We start from the raw sequence: 23,747 nt of genomic DNA, 5'->3' as shown, positions 1-23,747 counted from the left end.
AGACCAAACCCCAGGCGAGTTATGATTCACTCCGCAGTTGCATTTGCCCTTTTCGCCGGGTGCTGTCTCTGGATTGCAACGCGGTATCCCGAGATGCACAAACCGCTGAGTTATCTCCTTCTCCTTGGAGCTTGCGGAATTTCAGTCGGCTATTTGCTTGTTGTCTGGGCGTTCACGAGAAAACGCAAATAGCCGGCTGTCCCGCACAAGAGGTGAGAAGGAATCTGGCTCGCCTGGCCGGCTCGATAGAAGGTCGGCCACCCGCGCCTGCCGCGCCGCTCTGGTGCGCTGCATTTGCGTTGTGGAGTACACTTGACGCAATTCACCAGCGGGCATAAAACGGGGCACAACAAACAATGATCATCACCGCGAAATACGCCAACCACGCGAAAACTGGAACGGGAACGACAGGTTGCTCGCTTGCCATTCCCTTTCGCGTATTTCGGGTGGTTCGCGGTTCATCCGTTGGTTGTCAGTCGCGGCGTGATGGTTACAACGGCGAGAATGGCAACTGGAGTACGCATAATTATTACCATGCGGATGGTTTCCCGCGCCTACCACACAGCTCTTTCACCGCCGAAAATTTTTCAGTAAACTTTCAAGCGCAATGAATCGTCGTCATTTTATCAAAACCACCGTCACGGCTGCTCTCGCCGCCAGCGCAACCAATATCCCACACCAGCTCCGCGCCGCGGAGCCAACGAAATGGCTCGTTGGTGTGCGCGATGTTCACCTGAAATCCGCTGATCCGACGGATGGTTGGAACGCGCTGAAACTGCTGAACGCCGATTGCTTTGAAGCCGAGGTGGACGACGACCTCGCGCTCTCCTCTTTCACGGCGCCTGGCAAAAAATACACCGTCGGCAACGCAGCGGGAATTGCCGCGCTCAAGGCGGATCTTAAAGCGAACGGACGACGCATTGGCGCCTTCTGCATGCACAACAAGTTTGATCAACGGCTCGAGAAGGAAATCGAACTTTGTACGCGCCTGGCGGCGGCGGCCGATGAACTGGGCGTCCCGGCCATTCGTATTGATGTCGTGCCGCGCGCCTTGAAACTGGAGGAATTTCCAGCTTTCGCCACCAAGGCTTGTCGCCAGCTTTGCGACGCGACCAAGGGCGCCAAGGTGCGTTATGGCATCGAGAACCACGGACGCGCCACCAACGATCCCGCCATCATGGAGCAGATTCTCGACGGCGTCGGTTCGCGCCAGCTCGGCATCACGCTGGACACCGCGAATCTTTATTGGTGGGGTCATCCGTTGGACGAAGTTTACCAAATCTACCAGCGTTTCGCGCCCCACGCGGTGCATACGCATTGCAAGAACATCAATTACCCCGCCGACCAACGCAACGTGAAGCGCCAGATGGGCTGGGAGTATGCCAAATATTGTTGCCCGCTGTATGAAGGCGATTTGGATTTCAACCGCATTGTGGCGGACCTGCGTCAGGCCGGTTACACCGGGGATCTCTGTGTGGAGAATGAGTCGCTCGGACGATTTGCCAAAAACGAGACGGCTGAGATTCTGCGAAAAGAAATCGCCTTTCTGCGTCGGTTAAGCTGACGAGATTTGTCGCGATCATAAAAATCTCAACGCTCGCGAATATAGCGGTTTAATTAAAGTTGTAGCCGTTGAACCGAACGAGTGTAACCCAATGAAGGTGGAAGCCCGAATGGGGAATGGCGCCTCTGCCCGCGAGGTTTTGGACTGCGGCAGTCTTCTGCCGCTTTCCGGTCGCGGGCCGATGATTCCACAGCGGCAGAGGACTGCCGCAGTCCAAGGCGCGGTCGCGCCGGTGCTCGTCCCGAACCAATTGGCGGTCGTTAGTTTGACCCCAACGCTTGGCTTGAAGTTGCGAGGCCCGTTGCGTCATGCCGGCGGTTATAGGAATACTTAAAATGCTCTAGCGTCGCTCCCCTGCCCTCGGTTCATAAAGCAACCCTATTCCTGATTTTACCCGTTGCGCGTCGGAAGGATTGTTGCCTTCCAATCGCCAATCATCCGCAGACTCGCAATGGCAGCATCCGACCAGCCGCCACAGCCGGGACAATCGCTTGGCGATTTCTACTTAACCCGCTACAAATAGAGGCATGAATGCAACCAAACTGGTCATCATCGGCGGTGTTGCCGCCGGAGCTTCTTGTGCGGCGCGGGCCCGACGTCTGAGCGAGTCGGCGCACATCACGCTGATCGAGCGCGGTCCGGACGTTTCCTTCGCCAACTGTGGTTTGCCGTATTTCATCGGGGGCGAAATCAAGCAGCGCGACGCGCTCGCGGTGCAAACGCCCGCCCTGTTAAAAGCCACGCTCAATCTTGAAGTGCGCACCAACACGGAAGCGGTGGCCATTGACCGGTCCGGAAAGCGGGTGCAACTGAGCAATCTTGCAACGGGTCACATCGAGTGGATTGACTACGACAAACTGGTGCTGGCGCCCGGCGCGGTGCCGATACGCCCCGACCTGCCGGGAATGGATGACCCGCGCGTGTTCACGCTGCGCTCGTTGTCGGACATGGATCGCATCAAAGCCGCCGCTACGACGGCGCAGCGCGTGGCGGTCATCGGCGCCGGTTTCATCGGCCTGGAAATGACCGAACAACTCGCGCGTCTGGGCAAGCAGGTTACGCTGGTCGAACAGCAACAACAGGTGCTCCCTCAACTCGACCCCATCATGATCGGATTGATGGAGGACGAACTGCGGCGGCACGGGGTGGAACTGATTTTAGGCGATGGCATTGACCATTTTACCAGTGGTAACGCGCTGACTTGCCACCTTAAGTCGGGGCGCACGCTGGAAGCGGATTTGGTGGTGCTCAGCATCGGCGTCCGTCCGGACTCGGCATTGGCGCGGAACGCCGATCTGGCGCTGCACAAGAGCGGACACATCCGCGTGAACGCTTTCATGCAGACCAGCAATCCGGATATTTATGCCGCTGGTGACGCGGTGGCGGTGGAGGATTTCGTGACTCGCGAAATCTCCGCCGTGCCCCTCGGCGGCCCCGCCAACCGCCAGGGCCGCCTTGCGGCGGATCATATTTTTTGTCCCACGCAGACGCGACCTTATCCCGGCGCGTTGGGCACAGCCATTGTGCGCGCATTCGATGTGGCGGCCGGAATCACCGGTTGGTCCGAGAAGCGGTTACAAGCGGCCGGACGCGCGTACCGTTCGGTGCTCGTCAACGCGCATCACCACGCGAATTATTATCCCGACGCGAAATTACTGTTGCTCAAACTCATTTGGGCGCCGGATACGGGCCGCATTTTGGGCGCGCAAGTCAGCGGCGCGGCGGGCGTGGACAAGCGCCTGGACGTGCTGGCCACGGCCATCACCGGCGAATTGACGATTGAAGATCTGGCCCAGTTGGAACTGGCCTATGCGCCGCCGTTCGGCGCGGCGAAAGACATCATCAACCTCGCGGGCTTCGCCGCGGGCAACACCCGCGATGGACTCGTAGCGCCGGTGGAAGAACTCCCTGATGATCCGAACGCGCAGATTCTTGATGTGCGCCCGCCGGTGCTGGCCAAGAGCCATCCGGTGCCGCACCGTGAAGTCATCAACATTCCGCTGGGAGCGCTGCGGGGACGGCTCCAGGAACTGGATCGCAACCGTCTCGTGGTGACGGTTTGTGCGCTGGGTAAAACGTCCTACTTCGCGGCGCGCATTCTGGCGCAGAATGGATTTCAGGTTCAGAGTCTGACCGGCGGGATTCGCGCCCATTACGATCCGCACACGCCAACCAAACCGCCGACACCTTGATCAGACGGGGAATGGCCCCGCGCCCTTACGCGGCGGAACCGGGCCGCGCCGCACGAAGTTTTCGCAGCACCCAGGGCGCGAGCATCAGGACGAACAATTGCGTGGTGGTTGGCTCGGGGATGGTCATAATCGCGACCAGCGCATCGGTGTAAGCGTTATCCCCATCCTGCACCGTCATGATGGCGAAATCACCAAAGTCTGGCAGCAACCCCTGGTAATCAGGATTCAATTCGTTGACCAACGAGACATTCAAGAGCAACTCCCAACTGCCGACCTCGCCAGTGTCGTGATCGAAGTTCCAAATCATTCGAGCCACGCGCTCATCCAAGGTGCCACCCGACCATACAATGTGATCGGCCGTGGGCACGAGGAGCTGGCCGGAGTTCAGGTCCCAAGCATAAGGAGTACTGGTCAATGACATATACCCCGAGGTCGAAATTTGAATTCGACCGCCACTCGCGCCAGAGCCGCTGCTGCCATTGCCACTGCCCGGGGCGATGGTGCTTGGCGACCAGGTGGCGGCACTCGTGCCAAATTTCACCTGCAACTTGGGACCGCCAACGCTGGCCAGACGCGAGTTGATGGACAAGCCGGTGACGGCCCATCCCAGGTCGCCGGGCGCTTGCAGAATGCCGCCGACGGCGAGAATGTGGTCGCCCACGTCCCAGGAATAAAGCCCGTCGCTGATTTCCAAATTGGACCCGGCTTCCACCAGCAAACCCATGCCGAAAGTTTGATAACTGTAGTTGGCCGAGCCGAACACGTAAGTGCCACTGGCCAGAGAATTTCCGTAAGTCGTCCAGCCATCGAACAAAGGATTCCCCGTGACGTCGGCCCGGATGGACCAGGCGCTGGCGATGCTGATGATTGTGGCCAGAGTCAGAATTTGAAAGCGCATAACTGGGCGTTTAATCCGCATCATTACCAAAGCACTTCAAATGCCGCCTCGATCCGGAGCTTTTGCGCGTTGATGATTTTGCGTCAGACGGAAGGGGAAACTTTGCAGTTGGTCCGGGTGGAACGGCCAACTTGGCCGTTCTGGGCGGCAACCTGCCGCCCAGTCGAGCGCACAGAGATCGCACACCATCGGGTTCACACTCTTGGCGTTCGACTGCCGGGCTGGTAGCCCGACCGAACAGGCCAGTGTCCCGTTCCACCCAAACTCCAATCGAATCGTTCCGGCTTAGGCTTGATTGGGAATCGGGTCCGCGGCGATCACGGCTTCAGTCGGAGCAGTTCCTTTGGAAACCGCCAGATAAATGAAGGCCAACAAGTTCACCACGGGCAGCAGGAGCGCGATGGCCGTGCCCACCCCTTTGCCGCAGGCTTTGACGATGGCGAAGGACCACCAGACTTGCATGCCGATGTTTACCACCGGAATGAAAAACAGGATGAAGCCCCAGAGCGGCATCCGCGCCGCCCGCAGCAACGGCAACAGTTGTAACAAGGGCACAAAAATCAACGCGCCCGCCGGGGCGCCGGCGTTGCGACAGATGGTCCGCAATCCCAGGCAAACCAACAAGTAAATCAAACCCAGGGCGGCCAAGATGTTCCATCCCCAGCCCGCCGGAACAAGTTGTTGCGGGTCCTGGCGCAGTTGCGTCAACCAGGCGGAGAAGTTCGTGGAATTGACGTTGCCGATGGAGTCGGTCAGGTGCGTCACGGCGGTCGAGACATCCTTCGCTCTCACGAGCAAAATGGCTGAGGGCGATTCTTTCGGTTCGGTCTTCAGCCCCAACGCGCGCAACGACTCCTCGTCCAGATCACTGATGCGGATGTTCTCCAACCCGCCATCATGATGAATATACAGGTCGCGCTCGGTCTGGCTGTAAACTGTCACATTGCTGTAAGTCGTTGTCTCACTTTTAAGGTAAGGAAGCTGCCGATCCGCAGCGCGACCCGGAATCGAGCCGATAAAACACAGCATTCCCATCCCGAGCCAGAATAGAAGGCGATTGGCAGTCATGTCGTTTTTCATGTTCCACGATTGCAGGCCCGGAACAACAGCACTGCGAATCAGGCGGTCAAATGCACGAAATGTGCCACGTACGGACAGATTCATCGAACTCGGCCCAGCCAGGAAAAGCAAAGTGGCGCAATGACGTGAAACCAAGTCATTGCGCCACGTGAAACCGACCGCCCGGCAACCGCGCCGCACGCTTAACCGCGGAACGGTTAAACCACCGGCACCTGGGGCGGATTGCTGAAAATATCGTGCTCGCTGGGCATCGGCGGCTTGAGCGTGCGGAACGGACCGAACTCCATCTTGCTGGCGTCCTTGTAAAGCTGCTCCGGACCGTAGGCAAAAGTGGAAGCCTTCATATCATCCCATTCCACCACCGCGCCACTGTAAGCCGCTTCGCGACCCATGATCGCCGTCAGCGTGCTGTTGGTCACCTGTTCAACTTCATTAAGCTCGGTGTCGGAAATGATCGCCTGGATCAAGTCCGCATGTTCCTGCATGTATTCCGGGGTGCGCTTGCCGTCATAACGCCAGGCTTTGCCGGCGTTGGGCCGGATGCTGCCCGCCGGATCCGACCAACCAGTGCAACCCACCACCGCTTCACGGACGGCCGAGAACTCGCGTTTGATCTGGCCGCAGTAACTGTGCATGCGCACCCCGTTTTCGTACTCGAATTCCACCGCGAAGTTGTCCCAAATCTCACCCGGCTTATCGCCAAGTTGCTGCCGCGCGCCCATGCCCCAGGCCCGGATTGGATGTTGATTACCCATGACCCAGTTGCCCACGTCAATGTTATGCACGTGTTGCTCCACGATGTGATCCGCGCACAACCAGATGTAGTGATACCAGTTATGGATTTGTCGTTCCAAATCGCTGTTGCCTTGCACTCCGCGATGCCAGATCGGATTTCCATTGACCCAGTAAACGCGCAAGGCGGTCACGTCACCAATTGCCCCGTCCTGAATTCGCTTGATGGTTTCCTGGTAGGCGTAGTGATGGCGACGTTGCGTTCCCGACACCACTTTGAGTCCCTTCTTTTTAGCCACCTCTCCAGCCGCGTACATCATCCGCGCGCCAGGACCATCCACGGCCACCGGCTTTTCAGTGAACACATGTTTGCCGGCGGCAATCGCGGCCGTGAACTGCGCGGGGCGGAATCCCGGCGGCGTCGCCAGAATGACGTAGTTGACGCCCGGCAAATTGATCGCCTTCAAGTAAGCGTCGAATCCCGAGAAACAATTGGCGGTGGGCACTTCGACGCCCACTTTGCTCAAGGTTTGGCGGCACGCGCCAATCTGACCGGGAAAGAGATCAGCCAAGCCAACGATGGTGGCGTTGACTCCAAGGGTCTTGGCCGCCTCCAAAAAATTACCTCCCGCACCGGTTCCGCGTCCGCCCAAGCCCACAATGACCGCCTTGAATTCCGGCTTGGTTTGCGCGTGTAAAATGTTGGGAAAACTCATGGCGGCCACGGCCGAGGCCGTCGCCAGACTGGAGTTTTTCAGGAAGCGCCGACGAGAGACCGGCGTGATGTTGGTTTCTTGTGTGTTCATGTGGATTCTTTAATTTTATGGTTTGAACTAGGCAACAGTTTCTTGGGCAAAGTTTCAATCTTTTTCGACTCCGCTGATCCAGTATTTCGCCATTTGCTCGGGAGGCGGAACCGCCAGCGGACGCACGACACGGAAGCCGACGAACGAAACATCAGTGAACCACCACATGCCCTTGGGCAATTGCGGATCGGTCATCTTCCAGGCGCGTTCGGAACCGCGACGCGCGGCGCTGCGCAACGCCGGAGCGTCATCATCCCAGGAGCCACCGCGCACGGCGTGCGGGTACGGCTGCGTGGCCCGATTCCAAGGTTCGGTGGTCGCGCCGTTCCCGAGCGTCTGGTAATAATTCGGATCGTATTGATCGAGCACCCATTCCACCACGTTGCCGTGCATGTCGTACAATCCCCACGGGTTGGGCTTCTTCTTCCCGACACGTTGGTACTTGGAATTACTGTTATCAAAAAACCAGGCGTATTTCGGCAACTCATCGGGGTCATCGCCAAATGAATAGGCCGTGGTGGTGCCGGCGCGGCAGGCGTATTCCCACTCCGCCTCCGTGGGCAGACGATAAAACTGCCCGGTCTTGGCGGAAAGCCAGTGGCAGAATTTATTCGCGGCGTGCTGCGTCATGGCGATGGCGGGAAATCCGCTCTTGCCCATGCCGAAGCTCATGTCCATGTAAGGTTTGGAGGGATGCGATACCGCATCCGAAATCGCGTTGATTTCCGGATCCGTCGGATACGTTTCGCGCAATTTCTTCTCATCATCCGGATAAACAAACAACAAATACTCGTCCCAAGTCACCTCGTAGGTACCCATCCAGAACGGCTCAATTTTGACTTTGTGCTGCGGACTTTCGTCCGGTTTGCGGCCTTCCTCGCCATCCGGACTGCCCATCACAAATTCACCGCCCGGAATGGGGGTCATGGCGAAAGTCACCTGGGTGCCGGGAATCACGTTGGTGTAAGCCTTCATGTCCGCCTGACTTTTCTCCGTCTGTGTTGCCACGATCCGTTTGTAGATTTCCGGAATCGTGTTGTCGTCGCGATCGTCCAGAGTCGGCAACGCGCCAAACGCTCCGGTCGCCAACTTGCCTTCCTTCATCAGATGCACCTGGTAATACGCCACATCGCGCGGGCGGTCATTGGTGGTGACGGAGAACAACACCACGGCATCCGGGAGCACGATGCCGATGGATAAAAATTCGTTCGTCGCGCCATCTAATTTTTGCAGCGTCGTCGGCACATTCACGCCATCGAACTGCATCAACTCAGCCGGCTCCTGATCGCCAAAGATCGCAAGCAACCGGCTCTGCCCCGCCAGTTCGCCGCCGGTTAAAGCCCGCGCTTCCGCGCGTAATGCGACCGATTTCAAATCGCCCAACTGCGGTTTGCCACCCGCCTCCGACAACGCGCCCACGGAGAAGCTGGCTTCACCCGCCTCGTGGAACACCACATCCTTCAGAGCCGCATCGCGAAAGTTGCCGAGAAAGTAATTGCCACCGTCGGGAACACCCGTTGCCGTCAGTACCGCCTCTGGTTTGCCGCTGGCCAGATTTTCCACGCGCCAGATGGTTCCGTCTTCAGTCGTCACCAAGCTCGCCACTTCTTCCGGACCGTTGGCTTTCAACGTCACCCGACGGCCATGCGCAGCGGCACCGTTGGCGCCTTCATTGTAAATTGGCGTGAACTTTTTGTCGCTGTTGCGATACAGCGTCAATCGGTTGTCCGGATCGGTGTTGTAAATACTGCCCACGTACAAATCCAGCAACGGGGTGTTGCCCGCACCACCGACATCCACCGCCACCACGGTATTCGGCCCCTGCACGTCACAGGGAATCACCATTGGGTCCGTCGGAATGTTGGGGTCCGCGCCATCCAAAACCGTAATCTGGTTTTCGTCGGCAGAAACCAGCGCCAGCGAATCATGCTGGGCATCCACCAATCGTCCCACGCTCACACCGGCGACGCCTGGCGCCCCGCTGGCCCGCCAGTCAGCCCAATTGAAAAACTCCGCCGAAACGCGATAACCAAAACGTACCCGGCCCGACGTGCGCGAGACGATGGCCACATCCAACAGACCGTCACCGTTGAAATCGCCACTCACCAAAAATTCCATTTCGCCTTCAACCACCTGCGTCGGCAAACCGGGGTTGCTGGCAACCGCCACCGGCGCGGCCGTTCCCGAGGGGGAATTTTGTCCCGCGGCGCTTTCGGCGGGTTGCGCGCCGGCGGCAGGTTCCGATTGAGAACCGCAACCCAAAGGTAACAAGGAAGCCAGAATCAATCCCGATAACAATCGGGCGGTCCGCCCAAAATCTCTGTTGTGATTGGAAGCTTTACCGGCTGGCGCCCGACCCACGATTCGAATCATATTCATTTTGCTGACGGCGAAACTTCGCCTGATGTTCAATCCTATTTGTTAATAACGGAGGGCCATAGTACCGAATTGCGCCCGCCGCCGCATCACCAAAATTGGGGATTCGCTTGAACTATCACCCGCCGTTTCTTATCAACCCACCCGGGCTAATGGACCGGAAAAACACCATGACACAACACGAAGCCCGCTTTGGCGGGATGCTCAGACTCTACGGAAACGTCGGCCAGGAGCGCCTGCGCCAGGCGCATGTTTGCGTCATTGGCATTGGCGGCGTCGGCTCGTGGGCGGTGGAAGCCTTGGCGCGCAGTGGCATTGGTCAATTGACCCTGGTGGACCTCGACGACGTTTGCATCAGCAATGTGAACCGTCAGCTCCACGCGGTCACCGGCACTTTGGGCCAACCCAAAGTGACCGCCATGGCCGCGCGCGTTCGCCTCATCAACCCGGACCTGATCGTGCAGGCGGAACAATCGCTATTCACGGCCAGGACCGCGGACCGCTTGCTTGAGCCTGGGTATTCCGTGGTGCTGGATGCCATTGATCAAACCGACATGAAAGCATTGTTGATCGCCATGTGCCGACAGAAAAATCTGCCCGTCGTCACCACGGGCGGCGCCGGCGGACGCCGCGACCCCACCGCCATCCGCATCGCGGATCTGGCGCAAACCACGCATGACGGTTTACTGCAAAACGTCCGTAAAATCCTCCGCGCGAATTACGATTTCCCCCGCGATCCCAAGCAACTGTTTGGGGTGGATTGCGTGTATTCGCCTGAACCGCAGGTATTCCCCACCAAGGACGGCGGCGTATGCGACACCCCCGAACCTGGCGAACGGTTGCGGTTGGACTGCCGCAGCGGTTATGGCACGGCGTGTTTTGTCACTGGCGCCTTTGGTTTTGCGGCCGCGGCGCAGACGGTGAAACGCATCGTCGCGACCCGGGCGGAATAAGCATTCCACTTGGATTTTTGAACACAGAACGGTCGGGAGAAATAGCGACTGCTCCGCCTTGCTCTCCCAGATGGCAATTGTCAAATAGCCATCGCCTTTCGCTTGACGCCTCAATTGGTTCCAGACTAATACAAAGCGCTCATGAATTGGAAATTTGCCTGTCTCCCTTTGGGCGCCGCTTTGCTGTTGACCGGTTGCGTCGCCCCCGCGCATCGCGTGGGGTCCTTTGTGCCGCGCACCGGCGATGAAATCGTCGTGGCCGGTCATTACGTGCATACCGGAACGCGCGTGGTGCTCTGGACCGATCCCGGCGGATACGATGCGTATCGCGTCGAACGCCATTTCGTGCCGCTCGCAGACGCCAGTTGGGAAGCCACCGCGGCCATTACCAATGGACCGTCCTCGCCCAACCGTTACAATTTGCGCACCGCCAATCTGACTCCCGAGGAAATCGAGCGCGTCCGCAACGGCGGCTGGGATTTGCCCACGCTGCAGAAAGTGGTGGACCAGTTTGTTCTGCACTACGACGTCTGCGGCGTAAGCCGAACGTGCTTCAACGTGCTGCACGATCATCGCGGTTTGAGCGTGCATTTCATGCTCGATATTGACGGCACCATCTATCAGACGCTCGACGTCAAGGAGCGCGCCTGGCACGCCACCACTTCCAACACGCGTTCCGTCGGAATTGAAATCGCCAACATGGGCGCCTATTCCAAAGTGGCGGGAACGGCGCTGGAAAAATGGTACGCCAAGGACGCCAACGGCCACACCTACATCAAGCTGCCGGAACGCATTGGCGACGGAGGGGTGTGGACGAAAAATTTCGTCGGTCATCCGGCGCACAACGAACCCATCACCGGCGAGGTGCAAGGGCGGACTTTGGTGCAATACGATTTCACGCCGGAACAGTATCAAGCGCTCGCTCATCTCACCGCCGCCCTGACCTCGGTGCTGCCTTTGATCAAATGCGATTATCCGCGTGATGATAAAGGCCAGTTGATCACGCACAAGTTACCGGACGACCAACTGAATCAATACCAGGGCGTGCTGGGGCATTTTCACATCCAGACCAACAAAACGGATCCCGGCCCGGCCATGGATTGGGATTACGTCATCAACACCGCCCGGCAACTCATGGCGACGCCCGCGGCGGCGAAGCAGGCCACGCTGTTGCGCCGATAACGGCGCAACATTTACGGGCGCGGGTCCGGGGCAACCATGGCCTTGCCGGCCAGCCAGCCGGTGGTCCAGGCGGCTTGGAAGTTGAAGCCACCAGTCAACCCGTCAATGTCCAGCAATTCGCCCGCGAAATGGAGTCGAGGACAAACCCGGCTTTCCATCGTCGCGAAATTTACTTCGCTTAATTTCACCCCGCCACAAGTCACAAACTCCTCCTTGTTCAAACTCTGGCCTGTGACGGGCAATTCCGTGCGCGTGAGTTGTGTTTTGAGTTGCTGCAATTGTGATCGGGTCAGGGCCGACCATCGCGTGGTCGAATCAATACCCGCCGCCGCCGCCAGCGCCTCCCACAATCGCGCGGGCAAATGTCCCAACGGACGGTTCTTCACCAGCTTGGCGCCGTGGGTCTGGCGTTGCGATTGAATTTCCGCCACCAACGCCTCGATGCCCAGTTGCGGCAGCCAGTTCACCACCAGCGGGAATTGATAATTCATCGCTTGCAATTGGCGCGCACCCCAAGCGGACAGCCGCAACACCGCCGGCCCGCTCAATCCCCCATGCGTGATCAATAGCGGTCCACATTCACGCAAACCAGTTGGAGCCACGCTGAGTTCCACGGTGGCGACGCTCGTGCCCGCCAGTTCCGTCAACCAAGGTGCCGCGAGATGAAAGGAAAAGAGGGAGGGTACCGGCGGTACCAGCGTATGCCCAAAATCGGTGGCCAATCGCGCGGCGGCGGCGACCCGACATCCGCCGGTGGCCAGCAGCAAACGATCTGCGGCCAGACGTTCGTTATCCGCCAACTCAAGCTCGAAGCCGGTCCCGACCCGGCGGGCGGTCAGCACTTCACACCGTGTTCGCACCTGGACGCCGGCACGGTGCGCCGCTCGGGTCAGGCAGTCCACAATTGTCGCGGAGGAATCCGTGACCGGAAACATGCGCCCGTCGGATTCCGTTTTGAGTTCCACTCCGCGCGCCGCAAACCACGCCACAGTGTCGCGGGCTTGAAACCGATGAAATGGTCCGATCAATTCCGCGCCGCCCCGAGGATAGCGCGCGACGAATTCGCGCGGGTCAAAGCAGGCGTGAGTGACATTGCAGCGGCCGCCGCCGGAAATTCTGACCTTGGCCAACACTTGCGCGCTGCGCTCCAGCAAAATGACGCGCGCGGTCGGATCAGTTTCCGCCGCGGTAATTGCCGCGAAGTAACCGGCGGCACCGCCACCAATTATGACCAAGCGCCGGGGAGGCATGTGGATAAAGTGCCGGGAGGCGGGTTGGATCAAAGCGCCGCCACCCGATGCCGGGCCTTGGAGCTTTGGAGATCAAGGCGAAACAAGGTGAATCAGATTTCTTTGAACCCAGGCGAAAAACCGGCTGGGTTTGATTCACTGGATTCCGCCAGCGTCAGTAGGTGCGCAACCGCCAGGTGATGCGCCCCTTGTTCAAATCGTAGGGAGACATTTCCATTTTCACGCGATCGCCGGTCGTCAGGCGGACGAAGCGTTTGCGCATCTTGCCGCAGATTGTGGCCAGAACGAGATGCTTGTTGTCCAATTCCACCCGGAACATGGTGCCGGGCAAAACCGTGTGAATACTACCTTCTACTTCTATGTGTTGCTCTTTCATCAAAAATCATCCGCCGAATACCGTCCGTGTTGAAAAATAGGCGCGGAGCCCAAGGTCGGACTCCGCGTGTAATCAGGCTAAATCGCCAATCTGGCGGCACCGCTGGATTAGCGGCGCGGCCCGCGTCCGCCGCCGGCGGGGCGTTCCTCACGTGGACGAGCAATGTTGACCGTCAAAGCGCGGCCATCCAGTTGCTGTCCGTGCATGGCTTCAACGGCTTTCTGCGCTTCTTCAGGGCTGCCCATGGTGATAAAACCAAATCCACGGGGGCGACCGGTCATCCGATCCACCATCAGGTTGGCTTCAACCACGGTGCCGAAGGCGGCGAAAGCGTCGTGCAAGGCGTTTTCAGTGGTGTTGTAGGAAAGATTCCCAACAAACAGTTTTGCGTTCATATTGATGTTGATACCGTCCAAGACTAACTCTGCTCTACCAAGACCGTTCCCGACTGCCGGGTTTCAAATCATCACTGAACGACGTTCACTTGAAGATTCACCATGACGTGGAAGCTAAAAGCATCTACAGACGCGCCCAGCATTGCGATTTCAGCGAAAATAGCAAGATTTAATCACCGCCGCGGCGGAGCGCAACCGGACCGGCCCCCCTTCAATCCGCAAGCTACGAGCGCTTCAATCGGAGCAGCATGGCTTTCTTATCGCTGCCCTCCACTTCCACGCTTTGCGTTTCAATATCCGGATCGTCCTTCAACGTCTGATGCACCACCCGCCGGTCAAACGCGCTCATCGGCTCCAATTCCACAATGTCGCCCCACCGCCGCACCTTCTCCGCCGCATCGCGGGCTTTTTTGACCAGGGCTTCGCGCGCCTGGGCGCGATATCCGCCCACGTCCACGGTGACTTTGGGGGCGCTCTGATCCTGCTGAAACAACAGCCGGTTCACGAGGTATTGCAAATCGGCCAGGGTTTGGCCCTGCCGCCCAATCAATCGTCCCGCTTCCTCGGATTTGACATCGAGAACCAGTCCGTTGTCGTATTGGGCTTCCTCCACGGTCGCCGGAAAGCCGAGCAATTCCAGGACCTGTTCCAAAGTGGCTTTGGGTTGTGCGCTCATAATTCAGAATGTGGAAATCTATTTCTTCTTTTTCGAGGCCGGTGTCAATACCGACGCGGTGGTCGGGGCGGCCGCCACGGCGGTGACCACCGGGTAATGGCGCCGCAACAACCACGTTTGCAAGATGGTCAACAGGTTGTTGACGGTCATGTACAGCGCCAGACCGGAGGAGTAATTGTAAAGGAACAACAAAAACATCAACGGCATCCACCGCATCATTTTCTGCTGCGCCGGGTCCATGCCGGGTGACACGGGCGTGAGATGCGTCTGCCAGATTGCCGAGGCGATGTACAGCAACGGCAACGGATTGATCGGCAAACCCTCGTGCGTGCTGATGAAGGGCAGAAACGTGATGCCGGGAATGACAAAAAGCGTGTCCGTCTGTGAAAGGTCCGCCACCCACAAGAACGCCGCGCCGCGCAATTCAATGGCCGTGCGCAGCATCACGAACAGACCAAAAAAGACCGGCAATTGCACCAGCATCGGCAGACAGCCCGCCACCGGATTGATCTTGTGCTCACGGAAATACTGCATCTGCTTCTGGGAAAACTTGGCCGGATCGTCCTTGTATTTTTCCTTGAGCGCTTTCAACTGCGGCGCGTGGGACGCCATCTTGTGCGCCGACCGCGTGCTGGCGCCCGTCAGCGGCCAGAACACCACCTTGAGCGAAAGGGTCAACACAATGATGGCCCACCCGTAAGGAATCCCGAGCGCCAGGTGAAACCAGTTCATGATCAGCAACAGCGCCTTCGAGAAAAACCCGAAGAAGCCGAAGCCCATCACTTTGTCCGCGTCGTTGTGATATTCATTCGCAATGGCCGCCAGCGTGCGGTACTCCTTCGGCCCGATGAACATGGTCACGCTCTGCTCATTCGTCGCGCCGGCCGTCAGGGTCAGCGGCGGATAAGACAGGGAGGTTTCCACCCCTTTGCGCAACGGCTTGTCCGGATCGCTGAACCGTCCCTCCTTCGGACGCGGCATCGTGAGGACGCGAGCGTTGATGGCGAGCGCCGGAGTTTCCGGCATGGCCAGCGCGCCGAAAAACTGATTGTGCGCCACGGCCCAAACGACATTGCTGTTCCCCGCGTGAAATTCCGAGCGGGGCGTGCCGGGGAAACACCCCAGCGTGCGGTTGTCAAAGTAACTCGTCAACGTCTCGTGGGACTTGCGTCCGTCGTACCAGATCAAACCCACGTTGTTGCCATCGTCGTTATCGCCCATGGGCGTGCCGGTGCCGATCACCCACTCCTGCATCGGCAGAGTGATGCTGTTGCTCGCCGTGTTTTCCCAACGCACCGTGGCGCGCAGCAGATAATTCGTGCTGGGTTCAAACTCCTTTACCAGCCGCAAACCGTCCGACAACTGCTTTTCCGCGCGCACTCCCGTCGCCGTTTGCGTCAGTTGAAACTCCCCGTCGCCAATCAAACCCGCTCCGCCCAGAATGGTCAACACCGGCAAATCCGCGTTCGCATTCAGCGTCGCCACCTGATGAATGTTCGCCTGCTCCTTGCGCCGCCGCGCGATGGTTTCGGGAAATTTGACCAACTCGATCTCTTTGATGCCCCCGCCGCGTGAAGTGAAAATGTACCGCGCGTTCTCGTTGGTCACTACCAACAATTCCTCGACCGCGTTCGTGCTCAAAATCGAGCGCGCGGCCGTGGCCGGGACCACCGTCGTCGTGTCCCCCGTCGCGGTCGTTACGGTTTGCGTGTCTCCGCTGGCCGCCGTGGCCGCATTGGTGTTCGCCACCGGGATCGGCCGTTCCTCGCTGAAGTATTTGGGCACGAGAACCCCCTGCCACACAAACATCAGGGCGATGCAGATGACGATGACGACGATTGACTTTTTATCCATGAAAACAGTTCAACTCCGCACGGAAGCCAGTGGGTGCGGCGGGGTGGAAGGTTCCGCCGTTTCCGGCACGGGATCCGCGCCACAACCACCCCACGGATGGCAACGACTCAACCGCCGCAGCGCCAGCCCGCCGCCACGGATCGCGCCATGCGCGCGAATCGCTTCCTGCGCATACGCCGAGCACGTCGGCGTGTAACGACAGCCCCCGAGCGGACCAAAGAACGCGCCCAGCAACGGCGAAATCACGGCGCGATACCCGCGCACCCCAAGCAACAAAGCGTGTTGAGCCAGGTTCATTTCAGCAGTCCTGCCTGTTGCAGAGTCGTCAGTAAATCGCGTTCCACGGTGTCGAAATCTTTTTTGGCGATGGACGGTCGCGCCACCAAAACCAGGTCCAGTGATGGCTTCAATTGATCTTGGTGTTGCCGATAAGACTCACGCAACAGACGTTTGGCTCGATTACGCGCCACGGCGTTACCCACCTTTTTGCTGACCACCACGCCCAGGCGGGAGGGCTGGTCAGCGGGCAGTTTGACCCAATTGGCGATCAAGCACCCCTTCACCGCGCGCTCCCCGTCCCGGCGCGCCCGCAGGAAATCGCGTCCCAACTTGATGCGGAAGCGACGCCCCAAACCGCGCTGGATTGGGCGGGCGGCGGCCATCGAAACCTCAAACCGGCGTCAAGCGCTTGCGGCCCACGCGACGGCGATTACGCAAAGTGGCCTTGCCACTCTTGGATGAATTGCGGTTCAAGAAACCGTGCTGCCGTTTCCGGCGGATTTTGGACGGTTGATACTGGCGTTTCATAAAATCAAGTCTCCGGCTTCCGCACCGCCGCACGAATCTATCCTATCCGCAGCTCTGCCGGCTGGCCAAGAGCGGGACAGAGTAACAATCAAGCCCGCCCTGTCAAGCCAGCCCCAATGGCGGATTTCGCTCAACGCTGGCCAAGGAGTGATCCCCTCAAAGCCGCTCCCTTCACAAAGCGTTGCGATGCTTCTTCAGCCCGGGCTTTTCAAGTGAACCGCAAGTGACTATTTTTCACCCGTCTCGCCGCAAACCGCTGCGTAGGCTTTGGTCGTCATCAGTTATGAGCTTGGTAAAGTCCCGACAACGCGTCGCCGATCACGGTGAAGTCTTTACCCCGCCGTGGCTGGTCGCGGCGATGCTCGACCTGGTGAAAGATGAGACCGAGCGGATTGACTCGCGGTTTCTGGAGCCGGCGTGCGGCGACGGCAATTTTCTTGTGGAAATCCTCCGGCGCAAACTTGCCGCCGTGGAATTGAAATATGGCAAATCGGAGTTTGAACGACAACAGTACGCGCTGCTGGCGCTGATGTGTGTTTATGGCGTTGAACTGCTTCCGGACAACATTGCGGATTGTCGCGCCAACCTGTTGGAGATTTTCGCTGAGTATTTGAATCTCAGCGCGGGAGATGGCTTGTATCGTGCTGCGTCCTATGTGCTTTCGCAGAATTTAGTTTATGGAAATGCCATGACCATGCGCACGGCTAAGGATACCGCCATCGTGTTTCCGGAATGGGGCTACCTCGGCAAAGGGAAGTTTCAGCGGCGAGATTTCCGTTTTGACGCGCTGACGCAATCGGCGGCTTTTAGTGAGGAAGGCTCGCTGTTTGCCCAATTGGGCAAGCATGAAATTTTTCAACCAACGAAGACTTACCCGCCCATGACCGCGAATGAAATCGGGGCGATGGATCAGGGAGGGAAACCATGACGCTCCAGGCGAGTTTCACCCTGCGCGGGCGCAACCCGGACGTGCTCACCTGCATCGCCAACCTCTCCAATGACGAAGTTTTTACGCCACCGGAGTTCGCCAATCGGATGCTCGACACGCTGGCCGAAGCGTGGGCCGCGAATAACGGCGGCGCGAATATCTGGGCAGATAAGACGGTAAAGTTCCTTGATCCCTGCACCAAGTCCGGCGTGTTCCTGCGCGAAATCACCAGCCGCCTCACTGCGGGGCTGGAGCGGGAGATTCCCAATCTGGAAAAGCGCGTGAACCACATCCTGACGAAACAAGTGTTCGGCCTCGGCATCACGGAAATCACCGGCCTGCTGGCGCGGCGCAGCGTCTATTGCTCAAAATACGCCAATGGCCCGCACTCCATTACGAAATTCTCCTCTAGTGATGGCAACATCTGGTTCAAGCGCCTCAAACACACTTGGGCGGGCGACAAGTGCAAGTTTTGCGGCGCTGGCAAATCCGTTTTCGACCGGGCGGCGGGACTGGAAACCCACGCCTACGCGTTCATTCACACCGACAACATCAAGACCCGGCTCGCCGGGATTTTTGGAGGCAACATGCAATTCGACGTCATCATTGGAAATCCACCGTATCAATTAAATGACGGCGGTGGCGACGGCTCAAGCGCCACACCGCTCTATCACCAATTCATTGAGCAAGCAATGCAACTCGAACCAAGGTTCTTGTCGATGGTTGTGCCGTCGAAGTGGTTTTCTGGAGGCAAAGGATTGGACGAGTTTCGCGCTAAAATGCTTTCCGACAAGCGCATCAGGTATTTAGTTGACTATCCGAACTCAAGAGAAGCCTTCCAGGGAGTAGATGTTGCGGGCGGCGTTATGTATTTCCTTTGGGATCGTGACAACCATGGCACTTGCATGGTGGAGACTCGCGCCAATGGTCAGAGCGTGGTAGCTGAGAGATCCTTGAATGAGCATGAGGTTTTCGTTCGCGATAATCGCGTCCTCGGCATCGTAAAGAAAGTGAAAGCACTGAGTGATGAGGATTTCTCAAACCTCGTCTCTGCTAGAAGGCCGTTCGGAATTGATGCGGCAGATGAGGGAAACAAGACCGGCGAGCTTTATTTGTATACGAGCAGTGGCGACTGCCGGATTGATCGGAAAGATGTCATCAAAGGGACAGAACTCATCAGTAAATGGAAAGTCCTACTCTCAAAAACATCGAGCGAACATGCAGGGCAACCCGATAAGTTAGGGCGGAAACGTGTGCTGTCTCGAATTGAGGTAATGCCGCCAAATTCGGTTGCTACGGAATCATATTTAATTGTAGGGCCATTCAAATCAAAACAGGAGGCAGAGAATGCAGCAGAGTATCTGCGCACGCGATTCGCGCGATTCCTTGTTTCTGCCATTCTGCTGACCCAAAACATCACTCGCGGGTCATTCGTTTTTGTCCCCGCCCAAGACTTCACAAAATCGTGGACTGATAAAACGCTTTACAAGAAGTATCTGCTGAAACCTGAAGAGATCGACTTCATTGAGTCCACCATTCGTGCAATGGAATAACTCTTCTTAACAAACATCAACAAACAAACATCAACGCAAAAGGAGAAAATATGTATCGAAGAACATTTGGCACAAAGGATCAGGTTCGTTTCGACACCGCGGCGGATTACTACGAATTTCTGGGTTATCTCGCCAAGGACGACGGAACGACGCAGCTAGTGTGGGAACATAATGATGAACAAGGAGCGTGGGCGCAGGAAGGTCGAATCCACTTCAATATGCCGCAGCCTGCAGCGCTACGTGCCAGGCTAAATCACACAGCCGGCAATGGGAGTATCGTTTCGCGGGTCAATTGCAACGATTTCATTGAGCATATCGCCCAGCATCATCATTTTGTCTCTAATGGTCCTCAGGATGAACCAAGAATAAGGGCATCAATTCCAGCGGCGCACCTAAATGATTTTGACCGAGGTCTCGCGCTTTAAAGTTGTTATTGAGATCTCCGAACGATGAGTAAAACCATCGAAGAAATCCTTTCGCCTCCGGTCAGCGCCAAAGGCGCGAACCATACCAGCCCAGGGCAACGCCCTGGGACAACGCGCGCCCATTCATTCCCAGCCCTGAAAGGGCGGCCCAACGTGCGTGTATTGGGAACGTGTTGGCATCCGTCGTCCTGGATCGCCCCTTCAGGGCTGGATTTGTTTTTTCACGCCAACCCCAGGGCGTTGCCCTGGGCTGACATGGTGCGCCCCGTTGGGGCTGACATTGCAATGACCAAGCCCCTCGCAGAAATCCTTGCGCCAAAGCCGGAGGCGCGTCCGCGCCTCTACGCCTACTCGATTGACGACCAGGCGCACGCGGGTCTGCTCAAAGTGGGCCAGACCACTCCTCTCCCTTCCCTCTCCTCTCCTTCCGAAGGAGAGGAGAGGGTGGCCGCAGGCTGGGAGAGGCATGGTCGTTCGAGTTCGTGCATTTACTCCCTCTCCTCCATTCGGAATGGAGGAGAGGGCCGGGGAGAGGAGGTGCCCTTTACATGAATCCCACCGCGCGCGCCCGGCAACTTCGCCACCATCAAACGGACGAGGAAAAGGAACTTTGGCGAGCCGTCAAGGCGGGACGGTTCGCGGGCTTCAAGTTCCGTCGTCAGCATCCGACGGGCAAATTCTTTCTCGACTGCTATTGCCCGTTGGCGCGGCTGGCGGTGGAATTGGATGGTTTTCAACACGGGTTGCCGGAAGGAATCAAACGCGATGCGGAGCGGGAAGCATTTCTTGCGGAGCAAGACATTGAAGTGTTGCGATTTTGGAATCATCAGTGGAACAAAAATCGCGAGGGCGTATTGCTGGAAATCTGGCACGCACTCCACCGGCGGACGGGTTGCGTGAAGGTGATGCGAAAGGAACAGAATCATCGGTTCGTGCCGCCGCAGCCGGAGCAGTTGATCGGCGAGCCGAAACCGTTGCCAAGACACTCCTCCTCTCCCCATCCCTCTCCTCCATCGAATGGAGGAGAGGGAGCAAAAACCGCCACGCAGCAGGAGCACGACGATGAGTAAGACCATCGAAGAAATCCTCGCCCCCAAGCCAGAGGCGCGTCCACGCATCTACGCCTATTCCATCGCGGACAAAGCACACGCGGGTCTGCTCAAGGTGGGCCAGACCACGCGCGAGGTGAAGCAGCGCGTAGCCGAGCAGCTCAAGACCGCCAACATCAAGAATTACAAAATCGAGCTGGATGAGGCCGCCGAGCGTGAAGACGGCACGACGTTCACCGATCACGAGGTCCGCGCCGCGCTTGTCCGGAGAGGTTGCGCGAATCCCGAGTTGGAATGGGTGCGCTGCACGGTGGCAGATGTAAAAACGGTGCTCACGGAGTTGCGGCGCGGCGAACGGTTCAGTGGAACGCACCACGAAACCTTTGCGCTGCGCGCTGAACAGCGGGCCGCCGTGGAAAAGACGCATGATTACTTCCACTCCATCTGGAGGGAAGACATGCACGCCGTTCCCCGTTTCCTGTGGAATGCCAAGATGCGCTTCGGGAAGACTTTCACCGCCTATCAACTGGCCAAAAGAATGAAGGCGAAGCGCATCCTGGTAGTGACGTTCAAACCAGCGGTGGAGGACGCCTGGCAGACTGACTTGGAATCGCATGTGGACTTTGACGGTTGGCAATACCTGTCGCGCCAAAGTGACGATGATCCGACACAGGCGAACCCCAAAAGGCCGTTGGTTTACTTCGGGTCGTTTCAAGACCTGCTGGGGCGTGATCCCTTGGGAAACATCAAGGCAAAGAACAAGTGGCTGCACACCCTAAATTGGGATTTAGTGATCTTTGACGAATATCACTTTGGCGCGTGGCGGGAAACGGCCAAGGAACTCTTTGAGGGGGAAGAAGAAGCGGTTGAGCGGAAAGAGGAACTGATTGAGGGCGGGAAAAAAGCATGGGAAAAGATTGCGGATAAGCAGGAGAAACTAGAGACAGAGAAGGAATTTCTTCCCATCACCACGAAGGCCTACCTGTATCTCTCCGGTACTCCCTTTCGGGCGCTGGCCACCGGGGAATTTATCGAGGAACAAATTTTCAACTGGACCTACACGGATGAACAGCGGGCCAAAGAGGAGTTTGAGAGACAGAATCCGGATGGGTGGAACCCGTACGGCGCATTGCCGCAAATGCGGCTACTGACCTATCAGATGCCGGATGAGTTGCTGGCGATCGCCAGCGCGGGTGAATTTAACGAGTTTGATCTAAATGCCTTTTTCGAGGCTTCGGACACCGGGTCGGATGCGGAGTTTAAGCACAAGAGCGACGTACAGAAGTGGCTGGACATTATCCGGGGTAGTTATGCACCCCAAGCGGCTGAATATCTAAAGACCGGTACACGCCCGCCATTTCCGTATTCGGATGTGCGCCTGTTGCCCTATCTCCAACACACGTTTTGGTTCCTGCCGAACGTGGCGGCATGTCACGCGATGGCGAACCTGCTGGCGGAGCGGCAGAATGTTTTCTGGCGTGATTACACGGTGCTCGTGGCCGCTGGGCCTGATGCCGGCATCGGGCTGGACGCACTACCGCCCGTGCGCAAGGCCATCGGCAGCGGCTTCGACACCAAGACCATCACGCTGAGTTGCGGCAAGCTCACGACCGGCGTGACGGTGCCGCAATGGTCCTCCATTTTGATGCTGCGAAACCTGAAATCGCCGGAGACCTATTTTCAGTCGGCCTTCCGGGTGCAATCGCCGTGGTCGATCAAGAATCCGAACGGGGACAACCCGAACGAGGAGGAAATCTTGAAGCCGATCTGCTTTGTGTTCGACTTCGCGCCCACGCGAGCGCTGCGGCAGTTATCCGAATACGGCATGGGCTTGTCACCCAACGAAGCGAATCCCGAGGATGCCGTGCGTGACCTGGTGTCGTTTCTCCCGGTGCTGGCCTATGACGGGGCGAACATGACGCAAGTTGACGCCGGCGGCATTCTGGATATCGCCATGGCGGGGACGTCGGCCACGCTGCTGGCTCGGAAATGGGAGAGTGCCTTACTCGTGAATGTGGATAACGATACATTACGGCGCATCCTGGACAATCCCGAAGCGATGGCGGCGGTGGAACGGATCGAGGGGTGGCGAGCATTAGGCGATAATGTCCTGGAGACCATCATCAACCGAAGTGAGAAGGTGAAGGAGCTCAAAGCCAAAGCCAAAAAAGAGGGGCTGACGGGTAAAGAAAAGCGGGAACTGACGGAGGAGGAGAAGGAATTCAAATCGAAGCGCAAGCTGGTGCAGGAGAAGCTGATCAAATTTGCCACGCGGATTCCGGCCTTCATGTATCTGACCGATTTCCGCGAGAACACGTTGCAAGACGTGATCACCAAAATTGAGCCGGAATTATTTCAGACCGTGACCGGTCTGACGGTGGAAGATTTCCACCTCCTGGTTCGGCTCGGAGTCTTTAATACCGAGCAGATGAACCAAGCGGTATTTGCGTTTCGACGCTATGAGGATGCCTCCCTCCGTTATACGGGCATTGAAAGTCATGAAGGCTTACGCCAGTACGGGCTTTATGACACCGTAGTAGCCAAAGAGTAACCCGATCCCGGAAACCACAACGCCGAGGTTGTGGAAACTTACAGGCCCAGGCGATTTCATTTGGCAGCATACTGCTCAGAGGCCGCGCTGACCCAACAAG

General features: G+C 57.8%; 21 protein-coding genes. 9 read left to right on the top strand and 12 right to left on the bottom strand.

Features of this window, described 5'->3' with window-relative positions; all coding sequences use genetic code 11:
- Positions 1-607: 607 nt before the first annotated feature.
- Together M9920_11225 and M9920_11220 are read left to right on the top strand one after the other, a co-directional pair.
- Positions 608-1,564, top strand: a complete 957-nt coding sequence (locus M9920_11225; GenBank protein ID MCO5052864.1) for a sugar phosphate isomerase/epimerase — start codon at positions 608-610, stop codon at positions 1,562-1,564.
- 527 nt (positions 1,565-2,091) lie between these two features.
- On the top strand, positions 2,092-3,756 hold the full coding sequence (locus M9920_11220; GenBank protein ID MCO5052863.1) for an FAD-dependent oxidoreductase: 1,665 nt from the start codon (positions 2,092-2,094) through the stop codon (positions 3,754-3,756).
- 25 nt (positions 3,757-3,781) lie between these two features.
- On the opposite strand, the gene M9920_11215 is transcribed toward M9920_11220, so the two are convergent.
- From M9920_11215 to M9920_11200, 4 genes are all read right to left on the bottom strand, one after another.
- Complete coding sequence (locus M9920_11215; protein ID MCO5052862.1) at positions 3,782-4,654, bottom strand: hypothetical protein; 873 nt, start codon at positions 4,652-4,654, stop codon at positions 3,782-3,784.
- Positions 4,655-4,939: 285 nt separating this feature from the next.
- Entirely contained in the window at positions 4,940-5,722 is a 783-nt protein-coding gene (locus M9920_11210; GenBank protein ID MCO5052861.1) for a DUF5684 domain-containing protein, read from the bottom strand.
- Between the two features lie 209 nt (positions 5,723-5,931).
- A complete protein-coding gene (locus tag M9920_11205; GenBank protein MCO5052860.1) occupies positions 5,932-7,272 on the bottom strand; it encodes a Gfo/Idh/MocA family oxidoreductase in 1,341 nt (446 codons plus the stop codon).
- Positions 7,273-7,326: 54 nt separating this feature from the next.
- Positions 7,327-9,651, bottom strand: coding sequence for a formylglycine-generating enzyme family protein (locus M9920_11200; GenBank protein ID MCO5052859.1), 2,325 nt, complete (start codon positions 9,649-9,651; stop codon positions 7,327-7,329).
- A gap of 167 nt (positions 9,652-9,818) precedes the next feature.
- Between M9920_11200 and M9920_11195 the strand changes: the two genes are divergently transcribed.
- Both M9920_11195 and M9920_11190 read left to right on the top strand, forming a co-directional pair.
- Complete coding sequence (locus M9920_11195; GenBank protein ID MCO5052858.1) at positions 9,819-10,601, top strand: tRNA threonylcarbamoyladenosine dehydratase; 783 nt, start codon at positions 9,819-9,821, stop codon at positions 10,599-10,601.
- A gap of 141 nt (positions 10,602-10,742) precedes the next feature.
- Positions 10,743-11,783 carry an N-acetylmuramoyl-L-alanine amidase gene (locus M9920_11190; GenBank protein ID MCO5052857.1) on the top strand — a complete coding sequence of 347 codons (1,041 nt, stop codon included), beginning with the start codon at positions 10,743-10,745 and terminating at the stop codon, positions 11,781-11,783.
- Positions 11,784-11,794: 11 nt separating this feature from the next.
- Here M9920_11190 and M9920_11185 read toward each other — a convergent pair whose 3' ends face one another.
- From M9920_11185 to rpmH, 8 genes are all read right to left on the bottom strand, one after another.
- Complete coding sequence (locus M9920_11185; protein ID MCO5052856.1) at positions 11,795-13,033, bottom strand: NAD(P)/FAD-dependent oxidoreductase; 1,239 nt, start codon at positions 13,031-13,033, stop codon at positions 11,795-11,797.
- Positions 13,034-13,187: 154 nt separating this feature from the next.
- Entirely contained in the window at positions 13,188-13,412 is a 225-nt protein-coding gene (gene infA, locus M9920_11180; GenBank protein MCO5052855.1) for a translation initiation factor IF-1, read from the bottom strand.
- A 104-nt stretch (positions 13,413-13,516) separates the two neighbouring features.
- Positions 13,517-13,804 (bottom strand): RNA-binding protein, encoded by a 288-nt coding sequence (locus M9920_11175; GenBank protein MCO5052854.1) that lies wholly within the window; start codon positions 13,802-13,804, stop codon positions 13,517-13,519.
- 223 nt (positions 13,805-14,027) lie between these two features.
- The gene (locus M9920_11170; GenBank protein ID MCO5052853.1) at positions 14,028-14,480 is read right to left on the bottom strand and encodes a KH domain-containing protein; all 453 of its coding nucleotides are present in this window, start codon (positions 14,478-14,480) and stop codon (positions 14,028-14,030) included.
- An 18-nt stretch (positions 14,481-14,498) separates the two neighbouring features.
- A complete protein-coding gene (gene yidC, locus M9920_11165; GenBank protein ID MCO5052852.1) occupies positions 14,499-16,334 on the bottom strand; it encodes a membrane protein insertase YidC in 1,836 nt (611 codons plus the stop codon).
- Between the two features lie 9 nt (positions 16,335-16,343).
- Positions 16,344-16,631 (bottom strand): membrane protein insertion efficiency factor YidD, encoded by a 288-nt coding sequence (gene yidD / locus M9920_11160; GenBank protein ID MCO5052851.1) that lies wholly within the window; start codon positions 16,629-16,631, stop codon positions 16,344-16,346.
- Complete coding sequence (rnpA, locus tag M9920_11155) at positions 16,628-16,996, bottom strand: ribonuclease P protein component (protein ID MCO5052850.1); 369 nt, start codon at positions 16,994-16,996, stop codon at positions 16,628-16,630. Before rnpA ends, yidD begins: the two co-directional genes overlap by 4 nt.
- 7 nt (positions 16,997-17,003) lie before the next feature.
- Positions 17,004-17,141 (bottom strand): 50S ribosomal protein L34, encoded by a 138-nt coding sequence (rpmH, locus tag M9920_11150; GenBank protein MCO5052849.1) that lies wholly within the window; start codon positions 17,139-17,141, stop codon positions 17,004-17,006.
- Positions 17,142-17,424: 283 nt separating this feature from the next.
- On the opposite strand from rpmH, the gene M9920_11145 reads away from it, so the two are divergent.
- The 5 genes from M9920_11145 (at position 17,425) to M9920_11125 (ending at position 23,647) form a co-directional block, all read left to right on the top strand.
- Positions 17,425-18,069, top strand: a complete 645-nt coding sequence (locus M9920_11145) for an SAM-dependent methyltransferase (protein ID MCO5052848.1) — start codon at positions 17,425-17,427, stop codon at positions 18,067-18,069.
- Positions 18,066-19,622, top strand: coding sequence for an Eco57I restriction-modification methylase domain-containing protein (locus M9920_11140; GenBank protein ID MCO5052847.1), 1,557 nt, complete (start codon positions 18,066-18,068; stop codon positions 19,620-19,622). Before M9920_11145 ends, M9920_11140 begins: the two co-directional genes overlap by 4 nt.
- Positions 19,623-19,672: 50 nt before the next feature.
- Entirely contained in the window at positions 19,673-20,047 is a 375-nt protein-coding gene (locus M9920_11135) for a hypothetical protein (GenBank protein MCO5052846.1), read from the top strand.
- 548 nt (positions 20,048-20,595) lie between these two features.
- Positions 20,596-21,117: a DUF559 domain-containing protein gene (locus tag M9920_11130; protein MCO5052845.1), complete on the top strand. Its 522-nt coding sequence runs from the start codon at positions 20,596-20,598 to the stop codon at positions 21,115-21,117.
- Complete coding sequence (locus M9920_11125; GenBank protein MCO5052844.1) at positions 21,110-23,647, top strand: DEAD/DEAH box helicase family protein; 2,538 nt, start codon at positions 21,110-21,112, stop codon at positions 23,645-23,647. Before M9920_11130 ends, M9920_11125 begins: the two co-directional genes overlap by 8 nt.
- Positions 23,648-23,747 lie beyond the last annotated feature (100 nt).

It is taken from the genome of Verrucomicrobiia bacterium (assembly GCA_023953615.1).
In the GTDB taxonomy this organism is placed as follows: domain Bacteria; phylum Verrucomicrobiota; class Verrucomicrobiia; order Limisphaerales; family JADLHS01; genus JADLHS01.
This window is presented reverse-complemented; position numbering and strand designations above follow the sequence as displayed.